A 19,769-nucleotide genomic window follows, 5' to 3' on the forward strand; every position below is an offset into this window, starting at 1 on the left:
AAAAATACTATTAGAAGGGCATATGAAAATCGGTAGAGAATATATTATTCAAGGGCGAGTTCAAGGTGTTGGTTTTCGTTTTTTTACTTATCAATGGATGAAAAAACAACCAATAACAGGATATGTTTGGAATCGTGATGATGGTAGCGTGGGAGTAAAGGCTTTCGCGGAAGAAAATGCGTTAAAAGAATTTGAGGATTGGTTAGAAGCTGGTGGCCCAAGAAGTGCAAAAATTACATTTTGGTCAGCAACATCTTGTGAATATGAAAAAATGGCAGACTTTTCAATCCACCATTATGAGTAATATTGTTTTAATGATTTCTAATTATCTTTATCGAAAGATAATCTTAAATACATTTAACGGGTTTTGGTAAACCGGCAAGTTTTGTAGCTTGTTTTGCAGGGCCTTTAGGAAATAAACGATAAAGATAACGGCTATTCCCTTTTTCATCGCCATATTTTTGTGCAAGTGCTTTTACTAGCATACGAATAGCAGGAGAGGTATTAAATTCTAAATAAAATTGGCGAACAAAACGGATAATCTCCCAATGTTGTTCTGTAAGCTCAATTTCTTCTAGTTCAGCTAATGTTGGAACCATATCTTCATTCCACTCATTGCTATTTTTTAAATAACCGTGACTATCTGTCTCGATTTCTTTTCCGTTAAATACAAACATGTGAGTAGCAACCAATCAAAAATAATACCGCTAATTTAGCAAAAAGAAGGAAAATACCCAAGTAGAACCCATAAATCGTTGATAAATTAAGCCATTGACTTGTAATGCGTTTAATTTTACGGCAAACAGTACAATAAGGGCTTTACAACATAAGCTTAGGTGTTTATATTGCTCCCCATTGCGGAGGGGTGGCCGAGCGGCTGAAGGCAGCGGTCTTGAAAACCGCCGATGGGAAACCATCCGAGAGTTCGAATCTCTCCTCCTCCGCCATCTCAACATCTCCTAGCGTCTCTTGAAGTCTCCTTATCCCAGTAAAATCAAGCAATCCAATCAAATTATTGTCTCTTGAAGTCTCTTTATGTCTCTTGAAAGCTCCATTTTTTTGGGGTACAAATGGGGGGACATTATACCTCCTTAATATTTAATACCCCCAATATGAAACTAACAGTTAAGCAAGTTGATAGCAGTAAGCCAAAAGAAAAGGACTACAAACTATTCGATGGAGGAGGTTTATATCTATTAGTTACAAAATCAGGAAGTAAATATTGGAGATTAAAATACCGTATAGATGGCAAAGAAAAAGTTTTAGCTATCGGTGTCTACCCAACGATAACTCTCGCGGAAGCCAGAAAGAAAAGGGATGACGCAAAACGGCAGTTATCTGATGGTGTTGATCCTAACAAGATAAAGAAGGATAAGAAAAGGGATTCAAAGTTTGATGGAAGCAATACGTTTAAAAGCATTGCTCTAGAGTGGTATGAGGGAAGAAAAGACCGATGGTCTGAAGGTTACCGCAATGACATGATGGAAGCATTTGAAAATGATGTTTTCCCATATATTGGAGATCGCCCAATAGCAGAGATTAAACCTCTCGAATTGCTTGAGGTGCTTTCGATAATGGAAAAGCGTGGCGTTACAGAGAAATTAAAAAAAGTTCGTCAGCGCTGTGGTGAGGTTTGGAAATATGCCATCATAACTGGACGAGCTGAATATAATCCCGCCCCAGATTTAGCTAGTGCGTTTATTCCACATCAACGAGAAAACTATCCGTACTTATTAGCTGATGAATTGCCTGAGTTTTTATCTTCGGTAGACAAGTATCAAGGAAGTCAGATCGTAAGAACTGCATTAAACATCTTAATGCTCACCGGTTTAAGACCAGGGGAGCTAAGAAAATCAGAATGGTCATTTATCGACTTTGAAAGCAGAACATGGAAACTGCCAGAAAGAATCATGAAGATGGGGAGAGTGCATGTGGTGCCAATGTCAGATCAGGTGATTTCTTTACTGCGTCAAATACAGCCAATAAGTGGCGATTATCAGTATATTTTCCCTAGCCGAACGAATCATAAGAAACATCTGTCTGAAATGGCGATAAATACAATGATTGGCAGAATGGGTTATAGAGGAAGGGCTACTGGTCACGGCTTTAGACACACCATGAGTACAATATTGCATGAGAAAGGATTTAATACAGCGTGGATAGAGTTACAACTTGCTCATGTTGATAAAAACTCTATCCGTGGTACTTATAACCATGCACTGTATTTTGAGGGGAGAAGGGAAATGATGCAGTGGTATGCTGATTATATAGACGAGCTGAGAAGTAAAAAGAAATAAAACTCAATTGATGGTATTATCAGGGCAACGAGCATTATTGATTCGTTGCTCTATCCATTCATCTACTTCACTTTCAATAAAACGAACTGAGCGAGATCCTATTTTTACCTGCTTTGGAAACTCTCCTTTATCTATTAATTTGTAAGTCCATGACTTGCTATATCCTGTTCTATCTAAAACTTCATCCAAGCGTAATAGTTTATATTCCATCTTTCTATTCCTTTTGTAATTTCGTAATACTATCCATTCTTCCGTTTATATTGCTCATGATCATCACCACAATCTTTACTGCAATATGCACTATTAGGTGCAACCGTTTCTTCGTGACACCAAATACACATTCCGTTATGAGATTTAATTGCTGGTTTACGATTTGATAATGATGTTTGAATATGTAATTCGTTTATTTCATTTGCTGAGTCAATAATATCCATAATTACGCTTGTCCTGTTTCAATTAAATAAATAAGTACACATAATGCTATTAGCTCTGCAAGTTCAGTAAATGTCATAATTCATCTATATTAATTTAATGCTTCCTTCTACTTGGTTGCCATATACATCCCAATCACCATATTTCTCTCGTGCAAATAATTCGAGTCGAGGAACATCTCCGTATAATTCTTCTAACCTATAATGTATTTCTTTTGGCTTTTCGCTATGCTCACCAAGACATGAATAAATAACTTGCCTAACACTTGCAGACTTACGAGGTAATCCATTACCTCTTGTGGCTATTAAACACATTTCAATATTTTGACGGGTGTAATTACCGCAATTAATCTTCGTCTCATTGTTTAATATTTCCATAAAGTCAAAGAAATCTTCTGGTGGTTTTTTATTTATTCTATTTTCTGCATTTTTATTTAATTTCACCCATGCGAACCCGAACATGTTTTTAACTTTAAAATCCCATGCTTCGGCTAGTTTAATAGCTTCGAGTGCAAAGTTGCCTGTGTACCATATAAATAGTACGGCATTTTTAGAGGAGTGTTTTTCTATTGGTAATCGGGAGAGGGAATATAAATCTGTGGTGTTGTAATGATTATCTGCTGCGCCATTTGAAACTTTGTTATTGTAAGACCAAGGTGGATCGCACAATATCAAGTCATATTTTTTCATTCTCCGCTCCACTATCACCTATATTAAACGGCAGTCCATCTGCTTCCATTGGCTTTATATCAGCAAACGCGCAAGGAAGAATTATTCCACCGAACTCCTGAGCAAACATTAACGCCTGTTTTGCCTGAAGAGAGACATATTGCTTAGGTAGAGCTATTTGATATGTAACGCCATCAATTAATACTAACGTCGTCATTGCCTGAACTTGTTTCATTTGTTGTCCTCCGCCTCTTTCATCATTAAGAATACTTCCATAGCGCCACGATATGGGTTTTTATTTACTGAGATGAAGTCATAATCAAGGCAATCAGCTGTCCATTTATTAGAATGGTACATTGGTGATAACCCTATTTTATTCTCAATAATAATCGGCATTGCGTCAGTAGGGTTATTGCATGGATCGAAAGTCCGATAGCCGCTATCCATATAAGCTAATACAGATTCTTCTGTTAATAAGCATTTCTTCTTTAACCTTGTCGCAACCAATTCATTAATTTGAAGGTCGGTGTATTTATTATAGCTACTCATTGATTACCATCTTGTAATTTCTATATCGTCAGAGTCAATAAACCAAGGTTCTATTTCGTCAATCCGAATCCCCATATCATCTAGCGAAGGATAGCCATCAATTCCTTTATCTTTAGACCAATCGAATTGCTCGGTAAGTCATTCTTCATCCTTGAAGTTATTGAATGCTATTTGCTGGAAGCACTCAGCACAGAACATTGCAAAACCTGCTTTCTCATGGCTACCATGTATACCAGCTCTATATTCATCACCAGAATAGAATTTATTAATTTGTTCACATGATTTTTTAAATTTATCTTCATCGATAACAGTGATTACCATTTCTAAATCTTTTTGCCACAAACCAGAATTTATTTTAATTTGCCTCATCTGTATATTTCTCCACAAGCAACCTCAATATTCCTCACTGACATTAAATATTCAGCACGTTTATTGCATTCCGATTGCGTGTATATATCTTCCGTTACAGGCACAGCAGAACCCTGTATTAGCATGAGTAATACATATCCGATTATTTGTATTAATTGTTACTTTGAATTTTAGGTATAAAAAACCCTGGCTAGTGCAGGGAATTATTTATTTAATATATTATTTGATTTTCTTTTTGCCCTTTTTGATACTTTTCCATTGTAATGAAATAACAAAATGAAAATTATAAAAGAAACTATAGATATGTACTCATTGAAATACGCTATAAGAAAAATCATTCCGAAAAAAGGAGATAGAAATGATATTAATTTAATAATAGCAAAAAATCTGTATTGAAATATTATTAGAATTTCAGTCTTATCGATCTCATCGCTAGCCGATATAAATAACTGGAATAGTGAAAATGAGTTTACTGAAAGAGAAATTGCAAAAAAAAACATAGATATAATTATTTCTACATGTGATACCAAACTAACAGAAGCTGTATTAACACTAAGTAATCCTATAAAAAAAGTAGCAGAAATTAGCGAGAGAGATGCTGATGATATGAAGTAAAAATTATACTTATTCCTTCTATGTAATTCATCTGATAGCATATGTATGTCATACTTACCATATGATGTGTGTGAGAATAGTTTACGATAAGCTCTTTTTTGTCTGTTTTTCATAATCCAATTGATATTTTTATTTGCCGTGTTCAAGACTTTACTTCTTTATGTATTTAAACTCAATCACCCATACCCACGGGTTAGATGACCAACTTCCATCTCCATATATTTCTTCCCATAAAGTAGGAAATTGATCGCTAGGTGTAATAGCCTTATCGGGAACTCCACCTCCACGCCCATACCAATAACCTTCAGATTTAGCATCATCGTTACTGATATCATTCAGTCGCTCAACACGAATGTTGGTGATTTCTAACGTAATGCGCGAATATCTACGAGGCATGTGTATAGATGGCGTCCACTTAATTTCTTCATACCATCCTTCTTCTAAATCAGATGGTTTATGTGTAGCTTTATATGCAATTGTTGATTCAGTGCATACTCCAGCTTTAAATGCCTCACGAACATAAAGGCGATCACCAATTTTACCTAGGGGGCACAAATTATGTTTTGTAGCATCCAATATATGTGTAGTTGTGCCACTTCTTGTTTTGGTCGGTTTCTTTAGCCATATTCCATTATCAGGCATTACATTTTTAACGATGCGACGAGTTTGAGTTTTACGCCCATCTAAAATAGCGCGCACCATTTCTGCATTAAAAATAATTCCACGCTCTTTCATATTCATTCCTCTTCATTGCATCCCTGCGAGTCGTCAACTTCATCCCAAACACACCAAGCGCATTCGCCGTCCGCCTCAATAACGCCAGTGTGACCGCAGTTTTCGCAAGTGACTTTGTCACCATCGTAGAACCAGTCTTCATTACCTTTTTCTGTCTGTACTGTTGCTCGTTCGGCATCGCATTTAGTACAACAGTTAATCCAAGGTACATTTTTAAAAGTTTTCATATCTATCTCCTGTTTGCATCCTTGCAAATATTCCATGTAATTAAATTACATAATTAATAAGCCATTTCTTATGTGTATATCATCAGGGCTTACACCTAGCTCTTCTGAAATTTCATCTTTCAGGGTGCGAAATCTTAATTGGAAGTCGGGTTGAAGTAGCTCATGAATAAAAAGTTCCTTCCCAATAAAACTAAATTCACCGCTTAAATATGAGCCGTGTTGCGTATATTCATCATCTAGCAAATCATCTATTTCTTCATCATCGATTGTTACGTTATCTATATCTGTTCCGATAATTACCTTTGGTACATAGTCAATACTCATGGTTATATCCTTTGGTTAAATTACATAAATAGCGTGGCGTGGGTAGGGGAGTCCAATTGGCGCGAATGGAATGTCGTCTTCTTGAAAATCCATTGGTGGTTGACTCTGTGGTGCTTGATGTTGTGCTGGCTTCTGTGGTTGCTGTGGTTGACCCCATCCTTGATTTTGTTGTGGACTCTGCCTACCTGCCTGATTGTTGTTACCTAACATTTGCATTGAACCATTAATATTCACTACAACTTCCGTGCTGTATCTATCTTGTCCATTTTGATCTTGCCATTTACGTGTTTGTAATTGACCTTCGATATAGACTTGTGATCCTTTACGCAGATATTCGCCAGCAATTTCGGCGAGCTTTCCAAATATCACAATTCTATGCCATTCAACACGTTCCTTGGTTTCACCTGATTGTTTATCTTTCCATGAATCGCTGGTGGCTAATGTAATATTAGTGACCGCATCGCCATTTGGGAGGTAACGCATTTCAGGATCTTGACCTAGATGTCCTATCAATAAGACTTTGTTTACACCTTTACTTGCCATTACATCTTCTCCAATTCTGATTTTCTGATGTTATATACTTCCTTTGCTTTTGATTGTTCAGGCGTTTTTCTGAGTAACTTCCATGTTTCACCAAATTCTTTTTTCAAAATATTGAGATCTGTAATAGCCATTGCTGAATTAGTAAAATCTTTCAATATTTGATCTGGTGTTCTCGGTGCTACATTGTGGACTTCTGCATCCGCATCGATTGCCGTTTCTTCAGTTGGTATACAAAATGTTTGGAAAGCTGCGTATTTATATGCAATAGACATGGCTTTATTTGTGGCTTTGTCTCCGCTATCCATTGCTTCACCATAAGTCACAACCGTGTGTTTGCTTCCATCTTCAACAGAAACAAATTCAAACTCAGCTTTCACTACGACATAAAATAACAAGCCACCTCTTTGTGTTTGTCTTTCCGTGACGGTACGTTCAATGATCCGTGGAAGAATAAGCAACCCATGCTTAACTAGAGCAGGAGCGAGAGCGTTATATACCGCGTCAATTCCTCTGAACATAAATCCTTGTTGTTGATTTACACTTCCTTTTTTAATGCCCGTTTCAGCCATTTCTCTAGCAACATTACTAATAGCTTTGTATACAGCTGTCATATTAATCCCCTAAATATTGACCTTGACGGCGATCACTTCCGTAGTAATCGACTTCAAATTTATTACTAGGCGTATATGTCCTTTTTGAATCTCGTTGGGCTTGAATATGCTCAGGAAGAGGAGGGTGATTTTTCGATGTGTTCAAGTTCATGTGTAGCAATTCCATTGCTAATCGTTTTTCCCTATCTGGCACACTTGTATTCGGCAATTGACCGTCAATCATTGCAATTGCCTTAGCGAGAGCCTCTTCTCTATTTTTTTCTAACTGTGATGTTAATCGAGGGTATTTTTTTGTTGGGCAGAAATGAGAGATATTGTTCATTGAAAATCTCCCTGAAAGTCCTTCATTGGCAATGACAATCCTTGCCGTCCTAACACTTCCGTTTGATACATAAATTCATCGAGCTCGCGTTCCTGCGATTCTTTGCACCTCCTGCGCAATTCTTCTAACCATTGTTGATGGTCTGTCACGCAACCCTCCTGAAATACAACTCATTGAGTATCTTTGCGACCACTTCCCCTCGTCCTGAGAGATGAATAGCCGTAGCAAGTGACTTTTCATCATATTGACTGATTATGTAATCAACGATTTCTGAGGGTTCAGGTTGGTAATATTGGGTAAGCTCTCCGAATGATTCGGTTTCAATGTGGACATCGTTGAGATTCTGAAAGGTTATTTCCGTGCCATTATTTCGGTTTCTGCTCGTCATATCGGCATAGGTGTAACGTATGGTCAGTGACATACTTTCCTCCCATAAGCTTTCATTTGTAATTGACTGGCTAATCGCCAAATATTTTTGTTATTTGTCGAGACGGCTATCCTTGCAGCTTGACGAGCAAGTTGTAAAAAAGGTGTAGAGATACTCACCGCCATGCCGTCACGCATAGCGCTGTAATAGTTAGTTTTCATGGTGAACTCGCTAGATGAGCAATAAGGAGGTTATCTGGTGTTGGCGAAGTGAAGGTGTATTAATTTATTTTTAATGATTTGAATTTTATTAGTGTGTTATTTTATTGAGTAATGTGTTTATTACAGCTTTTTTAAATGATGATTTAATTGAATTTTCTCCAACTAAATTATCTGAGAAGTTACTTAGTAATATAGCTAATTCAGGTGCTTCTTCATGAGCGTATACTTGTGTTTTTACTTCAACATGTGGTGATTTAATTTTATGATCTAAAGTTAATTTTACATTAATAACGACACTGGTTTCTTGTTTCATCATTTTTATTTCCTTTTAATGAATATAATTAACTACTAAATGTTTTGTTTATATATCTAAATATATGGTGGGTTATTGTTGAGCGAGAGCTTTAGAGTTTTGCTACAACTTCGTCATAATTGACTTCAAAGTCTTCGCAGGTTTCTTTCAAGTCGTTAAAGTTAATTGCGTGATTTAAGGCGCTAACTTCATCCTGAGTTAGTTGTTCATCTCGGTAGTCATTAAATCCAACTGATAACAATTTACCGCCTAATATCTCCGTTCCTGAATTAACAGACGGCTCCTTACCATCTTCATACTCAATTACGAATGTCATCTCTCCCACGTATCACCTCCTAACCTTTAACATTGCATCTGCCATGCGGTAGTAGAAATTAGCTCTATTAACTAAGCCTTCATCTGGAAAATCATTTGGAAAATAACCAAGATCTTCGCTCTGTGAAGCTAAATCACCCTGCATAGCAGCCATTGCGAACTTGTCGCGTAATGATGCCGAGGTATTAGACCCATCACTCGCGTAATGTGGGTCGTAGTTTTTATCTGTCATACTCCCTCCGTTATTAACTAAACACGATACTGCTTAAGCTGCTTCTTCAGCAGGCAACCCGATAATTTCATTTAGCTTTTCAACTTTAAGTGCGGGCAATTGAACTGATGCTTTTTCAAGATCTTTCGGTAATAGCTCTTTAGCTTCTGGCCAGATAGTTAATAAGCGTTTTACGGTGGTTACTGTGTTTAAAGCCGCAGCTACGTTAACTTTAACGTTAATAACCTTGTTAGTGATATTGTGTTTTTTATCTTCAAGTTCTGAGAATTTAACGCTTAGAGGATGATCGGCTGCAAATAGGCATTTAGAATTACATGGGGTGAGTAGACGAACTCTATCATTATTTTCTTTTCTGCCATATTCTAACCAGAGACGCATTCCCCCAAATGAGGCGAGAATTTGATAATCCGATGCATACCAAATACCAATAGACTCATCTACTTGCTCGCGTAATTTTTCTGTTATTTCCTTAGCGTTACGGTATAAGTCATCCATGTCTTTGGCTTTACTTTCACCACCAAGCGCTTCAATGCGAACCTCTAAAGCCAGCTTGTTATATTCTAGGTCTAATTCTTTTTGTTGCTGAATAACGCCAGATTTCTCTAACGCATTTTGAGTGATAATTTCTTTCAAGCTATTTGTTAAACGAGGCATATCTCTATCTCCTATCTATTAATCAACTCACCACAGCCCACAGAATGGACTGTAATTAGTTAACTGTGCCTGCTTTTAACCACTTCAGGCGAGGTGGTTCCTAACTTTCCACAGTCAAGGAAAATTGATATATTGGTTATTCTACAGTCAATATAAGGAATGATTTAAATGGCAAATTTTATTGTTCGTATTGAGCTATATAATGCGGATTATGATGATTATGAATCTCTACACCAAAAAATGGAGGGGATACGTTTTTACCGAAAAATCAAATACCCAAATGGCAAAGAGTATGATTTACCAAATGGTACTTATTTTGGGGTAAGCTCACAGACAGCATCTCAATTACTGGAATCAATAACAAGGATATCCAAACCACTCTCAAAACTTAAAGGTCCATCAATATTTATTGGTGCATTTGGTGATTGGGCTTCAAGTCTTTATCCTTCTAAGTAACCACTTCCATTAATGGGTGCTGAATGTTTGTCTGGTTGGTTAGCTTGATTGATACGTAGTAAATTAATGGTTAATTTAATGGCATCTTTGATTTGGATGCCTTCTTCTTTTGCTATTTCTTTTATTAATTTTTCTAACTCTTCCATTGTGCATCTCCTCTTTATCTCGCCGTCACGCCGAACTCACTGCTCGGCTGTTTTGTTTTAACTCCTGAAAATATTGCTACATTAGGTAAGCAACAGTTATCTACTGATGGTTTGAATTTAGGTTCAATACTTCTAGTCACAGGAATGTGGCTTAGTGATAGTGTCTTTTCAACGCGGTTTAGTTTTTTAGTTTCTAGTTGAAATATTGAGTCTAGTTGCATCTCAATATCTTTAATTGCAATGGCTTCGACTTTCCGTCTGGCATGACGTCTATTTGCAGAGTTACCACGTAAAAAGTCTGGTTTGCGTGATTTCTTCACTTTTATAGTTGCCATAAATCCTCCAAACAGTTGGCTTTAGTGATTGGTGAAAATTGAAACACCAATCCGAAAACCTTCTGAGAAGGTTGACGCTTTATCAGCGTCTCCGTTCTGATAGCTAATACACAGCTTGCTACCATCGTTGTTAAAGAACATCAACGTGCTGTGTTTCGTTGATGTATTTATATTACAAACGGTAATTTTTAAAGTCAATACCTGCGGTAATAAAAATGATGTTTGCGGTAATATTATTGATTTTAAAATCAAATTTTTTCTAAAAAATTTTAGATTGTGATGTAAGTCACTTTTGGAAAGGGCAAAGGGCACCCAAAAGCCCTAGTAGAGAGGGCTCTTGACAAATTTGGAGGCTAAAAGTAGTATTTATTCACGCTTCGCTCTGGTAGGGAAGTACCCCACCACCATATGGGGTCAATGATAAAGCTCAGAATTTTCTGGGCTTTATCATTTTTTATTATGAATGATTTGCGATACATCTCCATTAAGTAATAGGTCAAAACATAAAAATAGTTTTCTTAGCTCTGTTTTTATATTGTCATCTGTATTGACATCATTAAATAAAGGTATTGCTTTATTTTTGATATATTGAGTTAATTCATCTCTTCCGATATTTTTTATATTTTTAATTATTACTGTTAGTTCTTTGAATTTATTGAATTTCTCGGAATTTATCTCGGTAATTGATGAGAATTTTTTTTGTGAGTTTACCTTATCTAAATTTATTGCATTTATGACACTATCAAGCTTGCCATGTCTTATAATGCGATTATTTAATTTTCTTATTTCTTTGGATTTTAGTTCAATCTTATTGAAATTGCATGATTTTATTAATCTTGAAAATGGGACTCTAGTGGTAGAATTTACATCAAGAAGATATTTGATTGCCGTTTTATTCGATATTTCGTTTTTCTCTAAAATGTAGTCGTTCACGTAATGATTTTCGTCTATGTATGTAGATACGTATTTTTTATCTCCAAGCGCAACAACTAGGTTTTTCCCTTGTTTTACAGCTTCTTCTAGTTGATCCAGATCTGCTGGTGTAACTAAAATGGTATCTAGATTTCCTTTTTCACCTTCATTTAAAATAAGATTTTTTATTGCTCTTTGGTATCTTAGTACCTCATAAGGTGAAAGTCCTTCATCAACTAACAAAATATCATCATATATTTTTTTATAATTGTCAGTTTCTACTGATGTATAACTGATTTTTAATTGCTGATCTGTGGTGTATTTTTTTATAACTTCCTGTTCATCCTTTTTAAATTCAATCAAAATTATCCTTTCAGCTGATACCCTGCCGTCTTCGCTTGGTAATTGTGATGAGAAATCGGATAATAGTTTCCGTACATTTCTATCTGAAAGGGAGTAACCCATAAACATTATAGGATTTTTAATCATATTGGATAAAATCTTAGCGCTTATCAATATAGATTTACTATCATAAAGGTCGTAGTCTTGTTTTGTTATAATGATTGAATGAGGGTTATTTACATCACCATGTATTTTATATAATTCACTCCATCCTACCGTGTCATCAAAAAAACCTTCATTACCAATGTATATTTTGGGTATAACAGACTGTTCTTCAAGTAAAAATTCAATGAAAGGGTCATAGTTTGTTGTAATAATCATTTTTGCTTTTTTTAGGAATTTTTTAAATGATTCGAATTCTTCTTTATCTATATCATCTCTTAAATTTAAGGATGAAAATCTTTGACATAAAGAATATTTAAAAGGCGATATCTTTTCGCTAAATACTCTTTTTGCTGTCAAACCCTCAAGCGTTATTACTCCATCATTAAATAAATCATTAAACTTTTCTTCAATAAAAGATGCCGCTTCAGTGTATATTTTGTGATTTAAATCAGTCTCGTTGGGGAATTTATCCTGATACTCTTTTTTTAATTTATTTAAATAATTATAAAAATTATCTGAATTATCAGTTACCTTATTCCAATATTCCTCTAATAACCCATCCCATTTAGGAAAATTATCAAGGTACCGTTTTGATATGCCAGAGCCAATGAAAACAATAGGATAGTTTTTAAAGTTAAATATAGGTTCTGGCATAAAATACTCCTTAATTTATTTATCCGCCCTAAGATGTTTCGTCAGATCATTAAAACAATGCTCTGCCTGTTTTTTCACAGATATCGATAAACTTGATAGGTTTAACTATAGCTGCGACATAATGAATTGTATCCACTTGAGTTGGTGATAGCGTTATTGGTTTATGTGAGTTGTTGATGCTGGTGAATTGATAGTCACCATCTCTAGTTTTATTAAATATTTTGATCATGTTATGTCCATCAATAGTGCGCACAAACACTTCATCACCTGTTTTTACGGTGGTGTTAGGTTCAACAACAACATATTCACCTGACTGAATGCGAGGCCACATACTATCGCCTTTAACTTTAAGCCCGTATGCATCCACATCATCGCTGTATATTTTTAACCATCCACTATGGGCTTCAATCATATCAACAGCACCATCGACGCCTAAAAAAGCCTCACCGCGTACTTGTACCAATCCTGAAGGCATTTCACCAATATATTCAATATCATCATCCATTGATTTGGCTAATGACATTATTTGTTTTGATATGGATGGGCTTATTTCATTTACTGATACTTGTAGTATTTTTGCAAATGTAGCCACTGCTTTAGGATTTAGTGGATTTATCCCATTTAGATAATGGCTTACAGCACTTTGATTGACACCTAGCTTTTCAGCTATGTCCTCTTGGTTTATTCCTAGCTCTTTACGCTTAGCGGAATAAATTGATTTTAGCCTGCTAGCGTCAGCTAACTGCTCTTCTGATAATGGTTTTTTTTTGCTCATGTCGATATTTTATTACCAATAGTTATATTTTGAAAATACCGCAAGTATTGACTTTTTTATTACCGAACATAATAATTGATTGATTCATTCAAAGGAGAAGAATATGAACGAATTAGCTCTAAGAGATTATGTAAAAGAGTATGGTCAAGATAAGACGGCCAAAGCGATAGGGGTTACTCAAGGCGCGATAAGTAAAGCGTTAAGAGATGGAAGAAACATTATTTTATCGCACACAGAGAATGGTATTAAAGCAATCGAAATAAAACCATTCCCAAGAACTAAAAAGTAAACACTACCCGCTCTTTAACAATCGCAGTTTTTGACTGCTACGGAGTCGCTGATAAAGCGACAACTCTTCCCCAATATCAACTCATACGGAATGAGTCACGGATCATTATTGTCCCTTAGTTAACTCATAAGGACTTTAAACAATGGAATGCGCAAATACACGCAAACAATTCAATCAATTTATCTCTAATCACCTAATAGCTTCAGCATTGCAAGCATTGAGAAATAAAACTCAGTCTGCCGTGGCTAGAACGTTAGGTGTTCATGATTCAACAATCCTACGTCGAACTGAAAAATATCCTGAAATATGCGAAACACTTGTCGCATCGGGAATTATTGATTTTGTGATGGAAGGAGAACGAAAAATCTCAGAAGAAGAGTACCGATTTTTGTGGAAACAAATGGGTGAACTTTCTCAAATGAAAATAAAAGAAAACGCCTCGATTGCGGCAACAAACGAGGCGTGTTGTTCAATGGAATTCACCATTTAACGTACAAATATACTGTATCAATATCCAGTTTTTATCACAAGGGAAATTTCGGTTTCCCTTTTTTGATACAGCTTTGGAATGGAGAAATTATACCATGAGACAAAGAATAAATCATGAATTTAATGGCTGTGATGAGCATAAAAACATCATGGAAAATAGGTTATTACAAGAAATAACCCCACTGGGTTGTCAGCGTTTAAAGGAAGCATTGAAAGACGCAAAATTAAGGAAAGCACATCGGGATAAGTTATTAGGAGAGCGAAAATGAGTATGCTTCTAATGGCAAAAGCCATGCAATTACAGGTAGGGAGTACAGCACAAAAAATGGTGCTACTGAAACTTGCTGATAATGCCAATGATAAAGGCGAGTGTTTTCCTTCTTATGAAACTATTGCACGTCATTGCGAAATTAGCCGTCAAAGTGCGATAAACCACATTAAAAGTTTATGTAAAAAAGGGTTTGTTCGTAAAGTTACGCGAAAAACAGATAAGGGGCATACTTCCAATTTATATATTCTGGATTTGGAGGCTAAATCTCTTGATGACGGTAGTCAAAATACAGTACCACCTAGTCAAAATTCTGTACCAGAGGTAGTCAAAGAATTTGACCACGGTAGTCAAACGGTTGGACTAGGGGGTAGTCAAAAATTTTTACCCAGAACCAGTCAGTCTTTTAACCAGTCAATTAATCTTAAAAAACTATCGTCTGACGACTCGAAACCTGCAAAGCAGATTTCGGTTAATCGACAAACTAACATTCCTTATCAGGAAATTATGCAAGCCTTCAACGAATCGGCAGGGGATAGATTACCCAATGCCGAATCACTGAATGACAAACGCAAACGAGCAATATCCAAATTCCTGAAAGAGCTCAAAGAGCCCACAGTCGAATCAGCTAAAAATTATTTTGATTATTTTATGGAAACAGCGAGTGCTTGGTACTTTGGAGAAAATAATCGGGGTTGGCGAGCGAATTTTGATTATTTACTCAGACCAGAAACGGTACTCAAAACAAGGGAGGGAGCACTGTGATGAACCAAGTTCCGAATAATTTAATGGCGGAACAAAATGTTATTGGAGGACTCCTGCTCGACCCGCAAAGTGATAATGCGCAATCAATTTTTTCACTGCTAAAACCTGAAGATTTTTATACCCGACACCATCAAATTATCTATCTCACTCTGCGAGAAATGTATACCCAACGTATGCCAATAGACATCATGACGGTGACGGATTATCTGGAGTCAAAAGGGCGAATTAATCAATCAGGTGGTTTTGCCTATCTTGCTGAGATGGCAAGAGAAACACCGAGTGTTGCTAACATTATGGCTTATGCGAAAAAAATCCGAGAGTGTTCCGCACAGCGTTTTGTTATCGAAAAGACGGTTGAAATTCAAAAACTCATGATGGTGCCAAGTGAGTTAAGTTTTACGGATAAAATTGAACAAGCACAACGCTTGCTTGATGAAGCCACTTCGTTTGGAAAAATGGGAAAAAAAACAGGGTTGCGCCGAATTGATGATGTGTTGGATGATGTTTTTACCGACATTTGTGACCGACAAGATAACCCAGAGAAACATCGAGGATTAAAAACGGGATTTAAAGATTTTGACCGCCTATTAAGCCCGAAACAGATTGTTATCGGTTCACTGTTCGTGATTGGTGCTCGCCCTAAGATGGGGAAAACAACCGTTCTCACTGAAATGGCAAAAAATGTCTCACAACAAGGTAAGCCTGTATTGCTGTTCAGCATGGAAATGACGGATAAACAGCTTGTTGAGCGGACACTAGCCCAACAAACCCAGATTAATTCAGATAAATTTTACCAAAAGTTAGAGGAGCATGAATGGGATAGGCTTTGCAGTGCCATCGGTCGCCTTAAAGATGAGCCCAATATTTGGGTGGATGATACACCTGGCATGTCCTTACAACACATTCGTTCTGAAAGTCGGAAAATCAAACGCAAAGTCGGTGATATTGGGTTTATTGGTGTCGATTACCTCACTCTGATGCAAGCGGGAAAAGCTGACCGTAATGATATTGCCTATGGTGAAATCACTAAGGGGCTAAAAATATTGGCAAAAGAGCTCAATACGGTGGTTGTGTTGCTTGTACAACTGAATCGGGGATTAGAAAACAGGGCTGACAAACGTCCCGTACCAAGTGATTCAAGAGACACAGGACAAATCGAGCAAGATTGTGATTATTGGTTAGGCATTTATCGTGATGCGGTGTACCACGATAATGCGGATGAAACGCTGACCGAGATGATTTTAAGGCTCAATCGACACGGTAAAACAGGCACCGTGTATGTTGATCAACAAGGATTGAGTATTACACCGGTTGATCAATATATGGCTGCTTATCGCGCTCAACCGAAACGAGAACCCAAAAAATATTGTGAAAAATCGTTTTAATTCGATAGAGGGATTTTAGATATGACAATAAAACAACTACAGAAAAAAATTCATCAACAAAACATTGAGGCTGGATGGTGGGATATCCCAAGGGAAAAAGGAACCTTACTTTGCTTGATCCATTCTGAAATTAGTGAAGCAATGGAGGGAGAGCGTAAAGATCTAATGGATTACCATTTACCACATAGAAAAATGGCAGAAGTTGAACTTGCTGATGCTGTTATTCGTATTTTGGATTATGCGGAAGAGTTCGGTTACGACATCGAAAGCGCTATTACAGAGAAACTCGAATACAACAAACATCGAGTAGATCATCAGCGAGAAAATAGAGTTAAAAAAGGAGGTAAACGATTTTAATTTAGCAATTTCCGAGATGAAACTAGGTGTTTGTATATTTAAAAAATAATGATGGAGAGGTTGTTTAGTGACAGATGATATCTGTCTCCATAAATCCAATCTCAACAGTATTTTCAAAGTGCTCTCCGAAATCGTGACAACAGGTAAACGCTATCGCATCAAAATCACCGAGTGGCGTGATTTAAGAACCATACCCATGAATAAAACATGGCGTATGTGGATGGAAACCACAGGCGAGTGGTTACGTGCACGTGGCGTTGTTATCGATATTAAAAATGGTGTCGGTGAAGTTGTTTTATCAAAGCCCATCACTAATGAGGAAACTCATGAATATTTCGTTGGACATTGGCTAGGACGCAATGAAAACGGTGAGCGTGAAAAAACCAGCAAGATGGATAAAGCAAGGATGCTTTACATGATGGAGAAACATGAACAATGGTGCATTGAGAAGGGAATTCCGATCATCATTCCTCGTAACTCTGAATATATGAGTTTGAAAAGAAAGCAAGAAGAATAGGAAATAGTGATGATTATTTCAGTTAATAACATGATCGTTTTTATTTTAGAGTGATAAAAAATAGTAATCAGGAGGCTCATGATGAATTTACGCAATGAGGCAAAAGGGCGTGAATGTCAGATTAGAATACCTTCAGTTTGTAATGGTAACTCTGAAACGGTTGTTTTAGCCCATTACAGAATGTCAGGTCTTTGTGGCGTCGGAATAAAATCGCATGACTTATTTGGCGCTTGGGCTTGTAGTGCATGTCACGATGAAGTTGATAGACGAACACGATTTACGGATATGGAGTATGCAAAACAATGTCACCTAGAAGGTGTTTTGAGAACGCAAGCCATATTGATCCAAGAAGGGAAGTTGAACGTGTGAAGGTCTTTAATATCGAACCAGTACCTAAACCAAGGATGACTCAGGCTGATAAATGGAAAAAACGTCCCCCAGTTTTAAAGTATTTTGCGTTTAAGGACGAAGTAAAGTTAAACAAAATCACCCTACCTGAATCACATTACCACATTACATTCATTCTACCCATGCCGAAGAGTTGGAGTAAAACTAAACGCTCCGAAATGAACGGTAAACCCCATCAACAAAAACCGGATAAAGATAATCTCGAAAAAGCATTACTTGATGCTATTTTTGACGATGATTCACGTGTATGGGATGGGCGGGTAACAAAAGTGTGGGGAAAAAGGGGGCAGATAATTATCCAAGAGGTGCGATAGTGAATATTGAGTGGATACGCGAGCGAGTAAGTACAGCGTTGATGAATGTTTGTATTATAGAAAATGGGCCGTTAAGTGCCATGGAGGAACAAGCAATACTTGTAACCGATAGGTTTAAAAGAAACCCAATACGCTATGCGGGTGAAAGAAAGCCTCGATACAGACTCCCCTCACATCCACTCAAAATTAAGCAAAAACATGCCAAAGGAAAATCAAAACCATTAATTAATGAAGTTACTTATCGCACTTCATCATGGCGCAGAGGTATTCATCAATTGCCTAACGAAATGCGCTTATGGTTACTCTATTGCTATGGTGATTATCAATATTATCGTGAGCAAATACTCATTATTCCCTATATTTGGCATGAGTTTCAGCGATTAAATAGTAAAAAAAGGATAACGAAAAAAGTTAAGCAACGACTTCAATCTCTTACCTTACTAGCCATTCAGGCGGTAAAAGCAGAAATTAATCAAACAGCAAAAAAATATACGGATGTTAAGCTCGCTGAATTGTTGGGCGTCAGTGCTGATGCTTGGCGAAAGAGCTATAAACTGTATTGGATTTGTTTATTAGATTGTTGCTATCAATTAGATAGAGATTCGCTATTCAAAATTAGCGCTTTAAGCTGATTAAAAAAGTTGCAAAACTCCGTTTTTTTCTATAAATTAAATGCAATATTTATATAATAGTATAAATGTAAGTATTTCAAACCCCGCTTCGGCGGGGTTTTTTGTTATCTACAATCCCATGTAGGTCAAAGATAAAAAATTTAGGATTTAGGGCTTGAAAAATGCTTGCTCGTTCATATTTATATTTTGGGCAAATAAGATACCGCCCATAATTCACTAAATACTGAAGGAGGAGTTATATGCCTAACATTAAACCTTTTTCATTATTCCCAACATTATCTGACAACCTACTTTCAAATCGTTTTGATCAGATAGATCGCCTGTTTAGTCAGTTAACAGGCAGTAAGCCCATTGCATCACCAATTCAGACCTATAACCTGAAACAGATTGATGATAACCACTATGAACTGACAGTGAGTGTGCCTGGATATCAAGAAAATGACTTATCGGTTTCATTGAAAGGAAGTCGTTTATTGATTGAGGGGAAAAAAGAAGAAAAATCAGAAGAAGACAATGATAAATGGATCCACCGAGGCATATCTCAAGGGCAATTTACGTTGCAATTTGACCTCGGTAAAAATGTTAAAATAGAAAAAGCCGATTTATCAAGTGGACTTCTGACCATTGCTATTGAGTATGAATTACCTGAAGAAGAAAAACGACAAACAATAGCGATAGAAAATAAAGATAAAAGTTAATTGAGTTAGATAACGTGAATAAGATTAAGGCTACGCATGATGTGTAGCCTTAATTGTTTTCAATACAC

The 19,769-nt window shown here is 36.6% G+C and carries 36 protein-coding genes, 1 tRNA gene and 1 pseudogene; 15 read left to right on the forward strand and 23 right to left on the reverse strand.

Features of this window, described 5'->3' with window-relative positions; genetic code table 11:
- Window positions 1-22 precede the first annotated feature (22 nt).
- Entirely contained in the window at window positions 23-304 is a 282-nt protein-coding gene (locus GTH25_RS06005; RefSeq protein ID WP_075673147.1) for an acylphosphatase, read from the forward strand.
- 43 nt (window positions 305-347) lie between these two features.
- On the opposite strand, the gene tusE is transcribed toward GTH25_RS06005, so the two are convergent.
- Entirely contained in the window at window positions 348-677 is a 330-nt protein-coding gene (gene tusE / locus GTH25_RS06010) for a sulfurtransferase TusE (RefSeq protein WP_023581360.1), read from the reverse strand.
- Window positions 678-859: 182 nt separating this feature from the next.
- Here tusE and GTH25_RS06015 point away from each other — a divergent pair.
- Window positions 860-947: transfer RNA gene (locus tag GTH25_RS06015), tRNA-Ser, on the forward strand.
- Between the two features lie 165 nt (window positions 948-1,112).
- Window positions 1,113-2,297 (forward strand): tyrosine-type recombinase/integrase, encoded by a 1,185-nt coding sequence (locus tag GTH25_RS06020; RefSeq protein WP_161747994.1) that lies wholly within the window; start codon window positions 1,113-1,115, stop codon window positions 2,295-2,297.
- A 3-nt stretch (window positions 2,298-2,300) separates the two neighbouring features.
- On the opposite strand, the gene GTH25_RS06025 is transcribed toward GTH25_RS06020, so the two are convergent.
- The 18 genes and pseudogenes from GTH25_RS06025 to GTH25_RS06110 all read right to left on the reverse strand — a co-directional run bounded on the left by GTH25_RS06025 (window position 2,301) and on the right by GTH25_RS06110 (window position 9,794).
- Window positions 2,301-2,507, reverse strand: a complete 207-nt coding sequence (locus GTH25_RS06025) for a helix-turn-helix transcriptional regulator (RefSeq protein ID WP_004244695.1) — start codon at window positions 2,505-2,507, stop codon at window positions 2,301-2,303.
- 29 nt (window positions 2,508-2,536) lie between these two features.
- Window positions 2,537-2,731: a TraR/DksA C4-type zinc finger protein gene (locus GTH25_RS06030; protein WP_161747976.1), complete on the reverse strand. Its 195-nt coding sequence runs from the start codon at window positions 2,729-2,731 to the stop codon at window positions 2,537-2,539.
- Between the two features lie 84 nt (window positions 2,732-2,815).
- Entirely contained in the window at window positions 2,816-3,418 is a 603-nt protein-coding gene (locus GTH25_RS06035) for an MT-A70 family methyltransferase (protein WP_164530393.1), read from the reverse strand.
- Entirely contained in the window at window positions 3,405-3,632 is a 228-nt protein-coding gene (locus GTH25_RS06040) for a hypothetical protein (RefSeq protein ID WP_161747978.1), read from the reverse strand. Before GTH25_RS06040 ends, GTH25_RS06035 begins: the two co-directional genes overlap by 14 nt.
- Complete coding sequence (locus tag GTH25_RS06045; protein WP_164530394.1) at window positions 3,629-3,946, reverse strand: phage protein NinX family protein; 318 nt, start codon at window positions 3,944-3,946, stop codon at window positions 3,629-3,631. Before GTH25_RS06045 ends, GTH25_RS06040 begins: the two co-directional genes overlap by 4 nt.
- A gap of 3 nt (window positions 3,947-3,949) precedes the next feature.
- Window positions 3,950-4,315 (reverse strand): annotated as a pseudogene (locus GTH25_RS06050) (DUF2528 family protein).
- 765 nt (window positions 4,316-5,080) lie between these two features.
- Complete coding sequence (locus GTH25_RS06055; protein WP_164530395.1) at window positions 5,081-5,665, reverse strand: ASCH domain-containing protein; 585 nt, start codon at window positions 5,663-5,665, stop codon at window positions 5,081-5,083.
- Between the two features lie 2 nt (window positions 5,666-5,667).
- Window positions 5,668-5,892 carry a hypothetical protein gene (locus GTH25_RS06060; RefSeq protein ID WP_036935802.1) on the reverse strand — a complete coding sequence of 75 codons (225 nt, stop codon included), beginning with the start codon at window positions 5,890-5,892 and terminating at the stop codon, window positions 5,668-5,670.
- Between the two features lie 45 nt (window positions 5,893-5,937).
- Window positions 5,938-6,216, reverse strand: coding sequence for a hypothetical protein (locus GTH25_RS06065; RefSeq protein ID WP_164530396.1), 279 nt, complete (start codon window positions 6,214-6,216; stop codon window positions 5,938-5,940).
- A 15-nt stretch (window positions 6,217-6,231) separates the two neighbouring features.
- A complete protein-coding gene (gene ssb / locus GTH25_RS06070; RefSeq protein WP_164530397.1) occupies window positions 6,232-6,759 on the reverse strand; it encodes a single-stranded DNA-binding protein in 528 nt (175 codons plus the stop codon).
- Window positions 6,759-7,370 (reverse strand): ERF family protein, encoded by a 612-nt coding sequence (locus tag GTH25_RS06075; protein ID WP_109849932.1) that lies wholly within the window; start codon window positions 7,368-7,370, stop codon window positions 6,759-6,761. Before GTH25_RS06075 ends, ssb begins: the two co-directional genes overlap by 1 nt.
- A gap of 1 nt (window position 7,371) precedes the next feature.
- Entirely contained in the window at window positions 7,372-7,692 is a 321-nt protein-coding gene (locus GTH25_RS06080; RefSeq protein WP_109373564.1) for a hypothetical protein, read from the reverse strand.
- Window positions 7,689-7,841 (reverse strand): hypothetical protein, encoded by a 153-nt coding sequence (locus tag GTH25_RS06085; protein WP_164530398.1) that lies wholly within the window; start codon window positions 7,839-7,841, stop codon window positions 7,689-7,691. Before GTH25_RS06085 ends, GTH25_RS06080 begins: the two co-directional genes overlap by 4 nt.
- A complete protein-coding gene (locus GTH25_RS06090) occupies window positions 7,838-8,113 on the reverse strand; it encodes a hypothetical protein (protein ID WP_164530399.1) in 276 nt (91 codons plus the stop codon). The genes GTH25_RS06085 and GTH25_RS06090 overlap by 4 nt, the downstream gene beginning before the upstream one ends.
- Window positions 8,114-8,368: 255 nt before the next feature.
- Window positions 8,369-8,596, reverse strand: coding sequence for a hypothetical protein (locus GTH25_RS06095; RefSeq protein WP_164530400.1), 228 nt, complete (start codon window positions 8,594-8,596; stop codon window positions 8,369-8,371).
- A gap of 88 nt (window positions 8,597-8,684) precedes the next feature.
- A complete protein-coding gene (locus tag GTH25_RS06100; protein ID WP_162556818.1) occupies window positions 8,685-8,909 on the reverse strand; it encodes a hypothetical protein in 225 nt (74 codons plus the stop codon).
- Window positions 8,910-8,921: 12 nt separating this feature from the next.
- The gene (locus tag GTH25_RS06105; protein ID WP_164530401.1) at window positions 8,922-9,140 is read right to left on the reverse strand and encodes a hypothetical protein; all 219 of its coding nucleotides are present in this window, start codon (window positions 9,138-9,140) and stop codon (window positions 8,922-8,924) included.
- A gap of 33 nt (window positions 9,141-9,173) precedes the next feature.
- Window positions 9,174-9,794 (reverse strand): Nmad5 family putative nucleotide modification protein, encoded by a 621-nt coding sequence (locus GTH25_RS06110; protein WP_164530402.1) that lies wholly within the window; start codon window positions 9,792-9,794, stop codon window positions 9,174-9,176.
- Between the two features lie 168 nt (window positions 9,795-9,962).
- Here GTH25_RS06110 and GTH25_RS06115 point away from each other — a divergent pair, with 168 nt between their 5' ends.
- Window positions 9,963-10,250: a DUF2622 domain-containing protein gene (locus GTH25_RS06115; protein ID WP_164530403.1), complete on the forward strand. Its 288-nt coding sequence runs from the start codon at window positions 9,963-9,965 to the stop codon at window positions 10,248-10,250.
- On the opposite strand, the gene GTH25_RS06120 is transcribed toward GTH25_RS06115, so the two are convergent.
- The 4 genes from GTH25_RS06120 to GTH25_RS06135 all read right to left on the reverse strand — a co-directional run bounded on the left by GTH25_RS06120 (window position 10,235) and on the right by GTH25_RS06135 (window position 13,579).
- Entirely contained in the window at window positions 10,235-10,396 is a 162-nt protein-coding gene (locus GTH25_RS06120) for a hypothetical protein (RefSeq protein ID WP_164530404.1), read from the reverse strand. The two genes, GTH25_RS06115 and GTH25_RS06120, sit on opposite strands and share 16 nt — an antisense overlap.
- Before the next feature lie 14 nt (window positions 10,397-10,410).
- Window positions 10,411-10,731 carry a transcriptional antitermination N peptide gene (locus GTH25_RS06125; protein WP_164530405.1) on the reverse strand — a complete coding sequence of 107 codons (321 nt, stop codon included), beginning with the start codon at window positions 10,729-10,731 and terminating at the stop codon, window positions 10,411-10,413.
- Between the two features lie 447 nt (window positions 10,732-11,178).
- Window positions 11,179-12,804 carry an SIR2 family protein gene (locus GTH25_RS06130; protein ID WP_164530406.1) on the reverse strand — a complete coding sequence of 542 codons (1,626 nt, stop codon included), beginning with the start codon at window positions 12,802-12,804 and terminating at the stop codon, window positions 11,179-11,181.
- Window positions 12,805-12,853: 49 nt separating this feature from the next.
- Window positions 12,854-13,579 carry a LexA family transcriptional regulator gene (locus tag GTH25_RS06135; RefSeq protein ID WP_164530407.1) on the reverse strand — a complete coding sequence of 242 codons (726 nt, stop codon included), beginning with the start codon at window positions 13,577-13,579 and terminating at the stop codon, window positions 12,854-12,856.
- A gap of 103 nt (window positions 13,580-13,682) precedes the next feature.
- On the opposite strand from GTH25_RS06135, the gene GTH25_RS06140 reads away from it, so the two are divergent.
- From GTH25_RS06140 to GTH25_RS06190, 11 genes are all read left to right on the forward strand, one after another.
- Window positions 13,683-13,868, forward strand: coding sequence for a Cro/CI family transcriptional regulator (locus GTH25_RS06140; RefSeq protein WP_161769463.1), 186 nt, complete (start codon window positions 13,683-13,685; stop codon window positions 13,866-13,868).
- Window positions 13,869-14,010: 142 nt separating this feature from the next.
- Window positions 14,011-14,358: a hypothetical protein gene (locus tag GTH25_RS06145; RefSeq protein ID WP_004247478.1), complete on the forward strand. Its 348-nt coding sequence runs from the start codon at window positions 14,011-14,013 to the stop codon at window positions 14,356-14,358.
- A 94-nt stretch (window positions 14,359-14,452) separates the two neighbouring features.
- Window positions 14,453-14,626 (forward strand): hypothetical protein, encoded by a 174-nt coding sequence (locus GTH25_RS06150; protein WP_004247479.1) that lies wholly within the window; start codon window positions 14,453-14,455, stop codon window positions 14,624-14,626.
- Window positions 14,623-15,390: a helix-turn-helix domain-containing protein gene (locus tag GTH25_RS06155; protein WP_164530408.1), complete on the forward strand. Its 768-nt coding sequence runs from the start codon at window positions 14,623-14,625 to the stop codon at window positions 15,388-15,390. Before GTH25_RS06150 ends, GTH25_RS06155 begins: the two co-directional genes overlap by 4 nt.
- Entirely contained in the window at window positions 15,390-16,775 is a 1,386-nt protein-coding gene (locus tag GTH25_RS06160; RefSeq protein ID WP_164530799.1) for a replicative DNA helicase, read from the forward strand. The genes GTH25_RS06155 and GTH25_RS06160 overlap by 1 nt, the downstream gene beginning before the upstream one ends.
- Window positions 16,776-16,796: 21 nt before the next feature.
- Window positions 16,797-17,132, forward strand: coding sequence for a nucleoside triphosphate pyrophosphohydrolase family protein (locus GTH25_RS06165; RefSeq protein ID WP_017628812.1), 336 nt, complete (start codon window positions 16,797-16,799; stop codon window positions 17,130-17,132).
- 67 nt (window positions 17,133-17,199) lie between these two features.
- Window positions 17,200-17,649 carry a YbcN family protein gene (locus GTH25_RS06170; protein WP_036919942.1) on the forward strand — a complete coding sequence of 150 codons (450 nt, stop codon included), beginning with the start codon at window positions 17,200-17,202 and terminating at the stop codon, window positions 17,647-17,649.
- 78 nt (window positions 17,650-17,727) lie between these two features.
- Complete coding sequence (locus GTH25_RS06175; RefSeq protein WP_004245984.1) at window positions 17,728-18,018, forward strand: DUF1364 domain-containing protein; 291 nt, start codon at window positions 17,728-17,730, stop codon at window positions 18,016-18,018.
- On the forward strand, window positions 18,015-18,371 hold the full coding sequence (locus tag GTH25_RS06180) for a RusA family crossover junction endodeoxyribonuclease (protein WP_004245983.1): 357 nt from the start codon (window positions 18,015-18,017) through the stop codon (window positions 18,369-18,371). The genes GTH25_RS06175 and GTH25_RS06180 overlap by 4 nt, the downstream gene beginning before the upstream one ends.
- Window positions 18,371-19,003 (forward strand): bacteriophage antitermination protein Q, encoded by a 633-nt coding sequence (locus GTH25_RS06185; protein WP_164530800.1) that lies wholly within the window; start codon window positions 18,371-18,373, stop codon window positions 19,001-19,003. Before GTH25_RS06180 ends, GTH25_RS06185 begins: the two co-directional genes overlap by 1 nt.
- Window positions 19,004-19,242: 239 nt before the next feature.
- Entirely contained in the window at window positions 19,243-19,701 is a 459-nt protein-coding gene (locus GTH25_RS06190; protein ID WP_072062620.1) for an Hsp20 family protein, read from the forward strand.
- Window positions 19,702-19,769: the final 68 nt, after the last annotated feature.

Source organism: Proteus terrae subsp. cibarius, assembly GCF_011045835.1.
Classification (GTDB): domain Bacteria; phylum Pseudomonadota; class Gammaproteobacteria; order Enterobacterales; family Enterobacteriaceae; genus Proteus; species Proteus cibarius.

What these genes read in the sequence shown, in the direction of transcription:
- GTH25_RS06005 (WP_075673147.1), top strand. Translation starts at nt 23, where the DNA reads ATGAAAATCGGTAGAGAATATATTATTCAAGGGCGAGTTCAAGGTGTT.
- tusE (WP_023581360.1), bottom strand. Translation starts at nt 677, where the DNA reads ATGTTTGTATTTAACGGAAAAGAAATCGAGACAGATAGTCACGGTTAT.
- GTH25_RS06020 (WP_161747994.1), top strand. Translation starts at nt 1,113, where the DNA reads ATGAAACTAACAGTTAAGCAAGTTGATAGCAGTAAGCCAAAAGAAAAG.
- GTH25_RS06025 (WP_004244695.1), bottom strand. Translation starts at nt 2,507, where the DNA reads ATGGAATATAAACTATTACGCTTGGATGAAGTTTTAGATAGAACAGGA.
- GTH25_RS06030 (WP_161747976.1), bottom strand. Translation starts at nt 2,731, where the DNA reads ATGGATATTATTGACTCAGCAAATGAAATAAACGAATTACATATTCAA.
- GTH25_RS06035 (WP_164530393.1), bottom strand. Translation starts at nt 3,418, where the DNA reads ATGAAAAAATATGACTTGATATTGTGCGATCCACCTTGGTCTTACAAT.
- GTH25_RS06040 (WP_161747978.1), bottom strand. Translation starts at nt 3,632, where the DNA reads ATGAAACAAGTTCAGGCAATGACGACGTTAGTATTAATTGATGGCGTT.
- GTH25_RS06045 (WP_164530394.1), bottom strand. Translation starts at nt 3,946, where the DNA reads ATGAGTAGCTATAATAAATACACCGACCTTCAAATTAATGAATTGGTT.
- GTH25_RS06055 (WP_164530395.1), bottom strand. Translation starts at nt 5,665, where the DNA reads ATGAAAGAGCGTGGAATTATTTTTAATGCAGAAATGGTGCGCGCTATT.
- GTH25_RS06060 (WP_036935802.1), bottom strand. Translation starts at nt 5,892, where the DNA reads ATGAAAACTTTTAAAAATGTACCTTGGATTAACTGTTGTACTAAATGC.
- GTH25_RS06065 (WP_164530396.1), bottom strand. Translation starts at nt 6,216, where the DNA reads ATGAGTATTGACTATGTACCAAAGGTAATTATCGGAACAGATATAGAT.
- ssb (WP_164530397.1), bottom strand. Translation starts at nt 6,759, where the DNA reads ATGGCAAGTAAAGGTGTAAACAAAGTCTTATTGATAGGACATCTAGGT.
- GTH25_RS06075 (WP_109849932.1), bottom strand. Translation starts at nt 7,370, where the DNA reads ATGACAGCTGTATACAAAGCTATTAGTAATGTTGCTAGAGAAATGGCT.
- GTH25_RS06080 (WP_109373564.1), bottom strand. Translation starts at nt 7,692, where the DNA reads ATGAACAATATCTCTCATTTCTGCCCAACAAAAAAATACCCTCGATTA.
- GTH25_RS06090 (WP_164530399.1), bottom strand. Translation starts at nt 8,113, where the DNA reads ATGTCACTGACCATACGTTACACCTATGCCGATATGACGAGCAGAAAC.
- GTH25_RS06095 (WP_164530400.1), bottom strand. Translation starts at nt 8,596, where the DNA reads ATGATGAAACAAGAAACCAGTGTCGTTATTAATGTAAAATTAACTTTA.
- GTH25_RS06100 (WP_162556818.1), bottom strand. Translation starts at nt 8,909, where the DNA reads ATGACATTCGTAATTGAGTATGAAGATGGTAAGGAGCCGTCTGTTAAT.
- GTH25_RS06105 (WP_164530401.1), bottom strand. Translation starts at nt 9,140, where the DNA reads ATGACAGATAAAAACTACGACCCACATTACGCGAGTGATGGGTCTAAT.
- GTH25_RS06110 (WP_164530402.1), bottom strand. Translation starts at nt 9,794, where the DNA reads ATGCCTCGTTTAACAAATAGCTTGAAAGAAATTATCACTCAAAATGCG.
- GTH25_RS06115 (WP_164530403.1), top strand. Translation starts at nt 9,963, where the DNA reads ATGGCAAATTTTATTGTTCGTATTGAGCTATATAATGCGGATTATGAT.
- GTH25_RS06120 (WP_164530404.1), bottom strand. Translation starts at nt 10,396, where the DNA reads ATGGAAGAGTTAGAAAAATTAATAAAAGAAATAGCAAAAGAAGAAGGC.
- GTH25_RS06125 (WP_164530405.1), bottom strand. Translation starts at nt 10,731, where the DNA reads ATGGCAACTATAAAAGTGAAGAAATCACGCAAACCAGACTTTTTACGT.
- GTH25_RS06130 (WP_164530406.1), bottom strand. Translation starts at nt 12,804, where the DNA reads ATGCCAGAACCTATATTTAACTTTAAAAACTATCCTATTGTTTTCATT.
- GTH25_RS06135 (WP_164530407.1), bottom strand. Translation starts at nt 13,579, where the DNA reads ATGAGCAAAAAAAAACCATTATCAGAAGAGCAGTTAGCTGACGCTAGC.
- GTH25_RS06140 (WP_161769463.1), top strand. Translation starts at nt 13,683, where the DNA reads ATGAACGAATTAGCTCTAAGAGATTATGTAAAAGAGTATGGTCAAGAT.
- GTH25_RS06145 (WP_004247478.1), top strand. Translation starts at nt 14,011, where the DNA reads ATGGAATGCGCAAATACACGCAAACAATTCAATCAATTTATCTCTAAT.
- GTH25_RS06150 (WP_004247479.1), top strand. Translation starts at nt 14,453, where the DNA reads ATGAGACAAAGAATAAATCATGAATTTAATGGCTGTGATGAGCATAAA.
- GTH25_RS06155 (WP_164530408.1), top strand. Translation starts at nt 14,623, where the DNA reads ATGAGTATGCTTCTAATGGCAAAAGCCATGCAATTACAGGTAGGGAGT.
- GTH25_RS06160 (WP_164530799.1), top strand. Translation starts at nt 15,390, where the DNA reads ATGAACCAAGTTCCGAATAATTTAATGGCGGAACAAAATGTTATTGGA.
- GTH25_RS06165 (WP_017628812.1), top strand. Translation starts at nt 16,797, where the DNA reads ATGACAATAAAACAACTACAGAAAAAAATTCATCAACAAAACATTGAG.
- GTH25_RS06175 (WP_004245984.1), top strand. Translation starts at nt 17,728, where the DNA reads ATGATGAATTTACGCAATGAGGCAAAAGGGCGTGAATGTCAGATTAGA.
- GTH25_RS06190 (WP_072062620.1), top strand. Translation starts at nt 19,243, where the DNA reads ATGCCTAACATTAAACCTTTTTCATTATTCCCAACATTATCTGACAAC.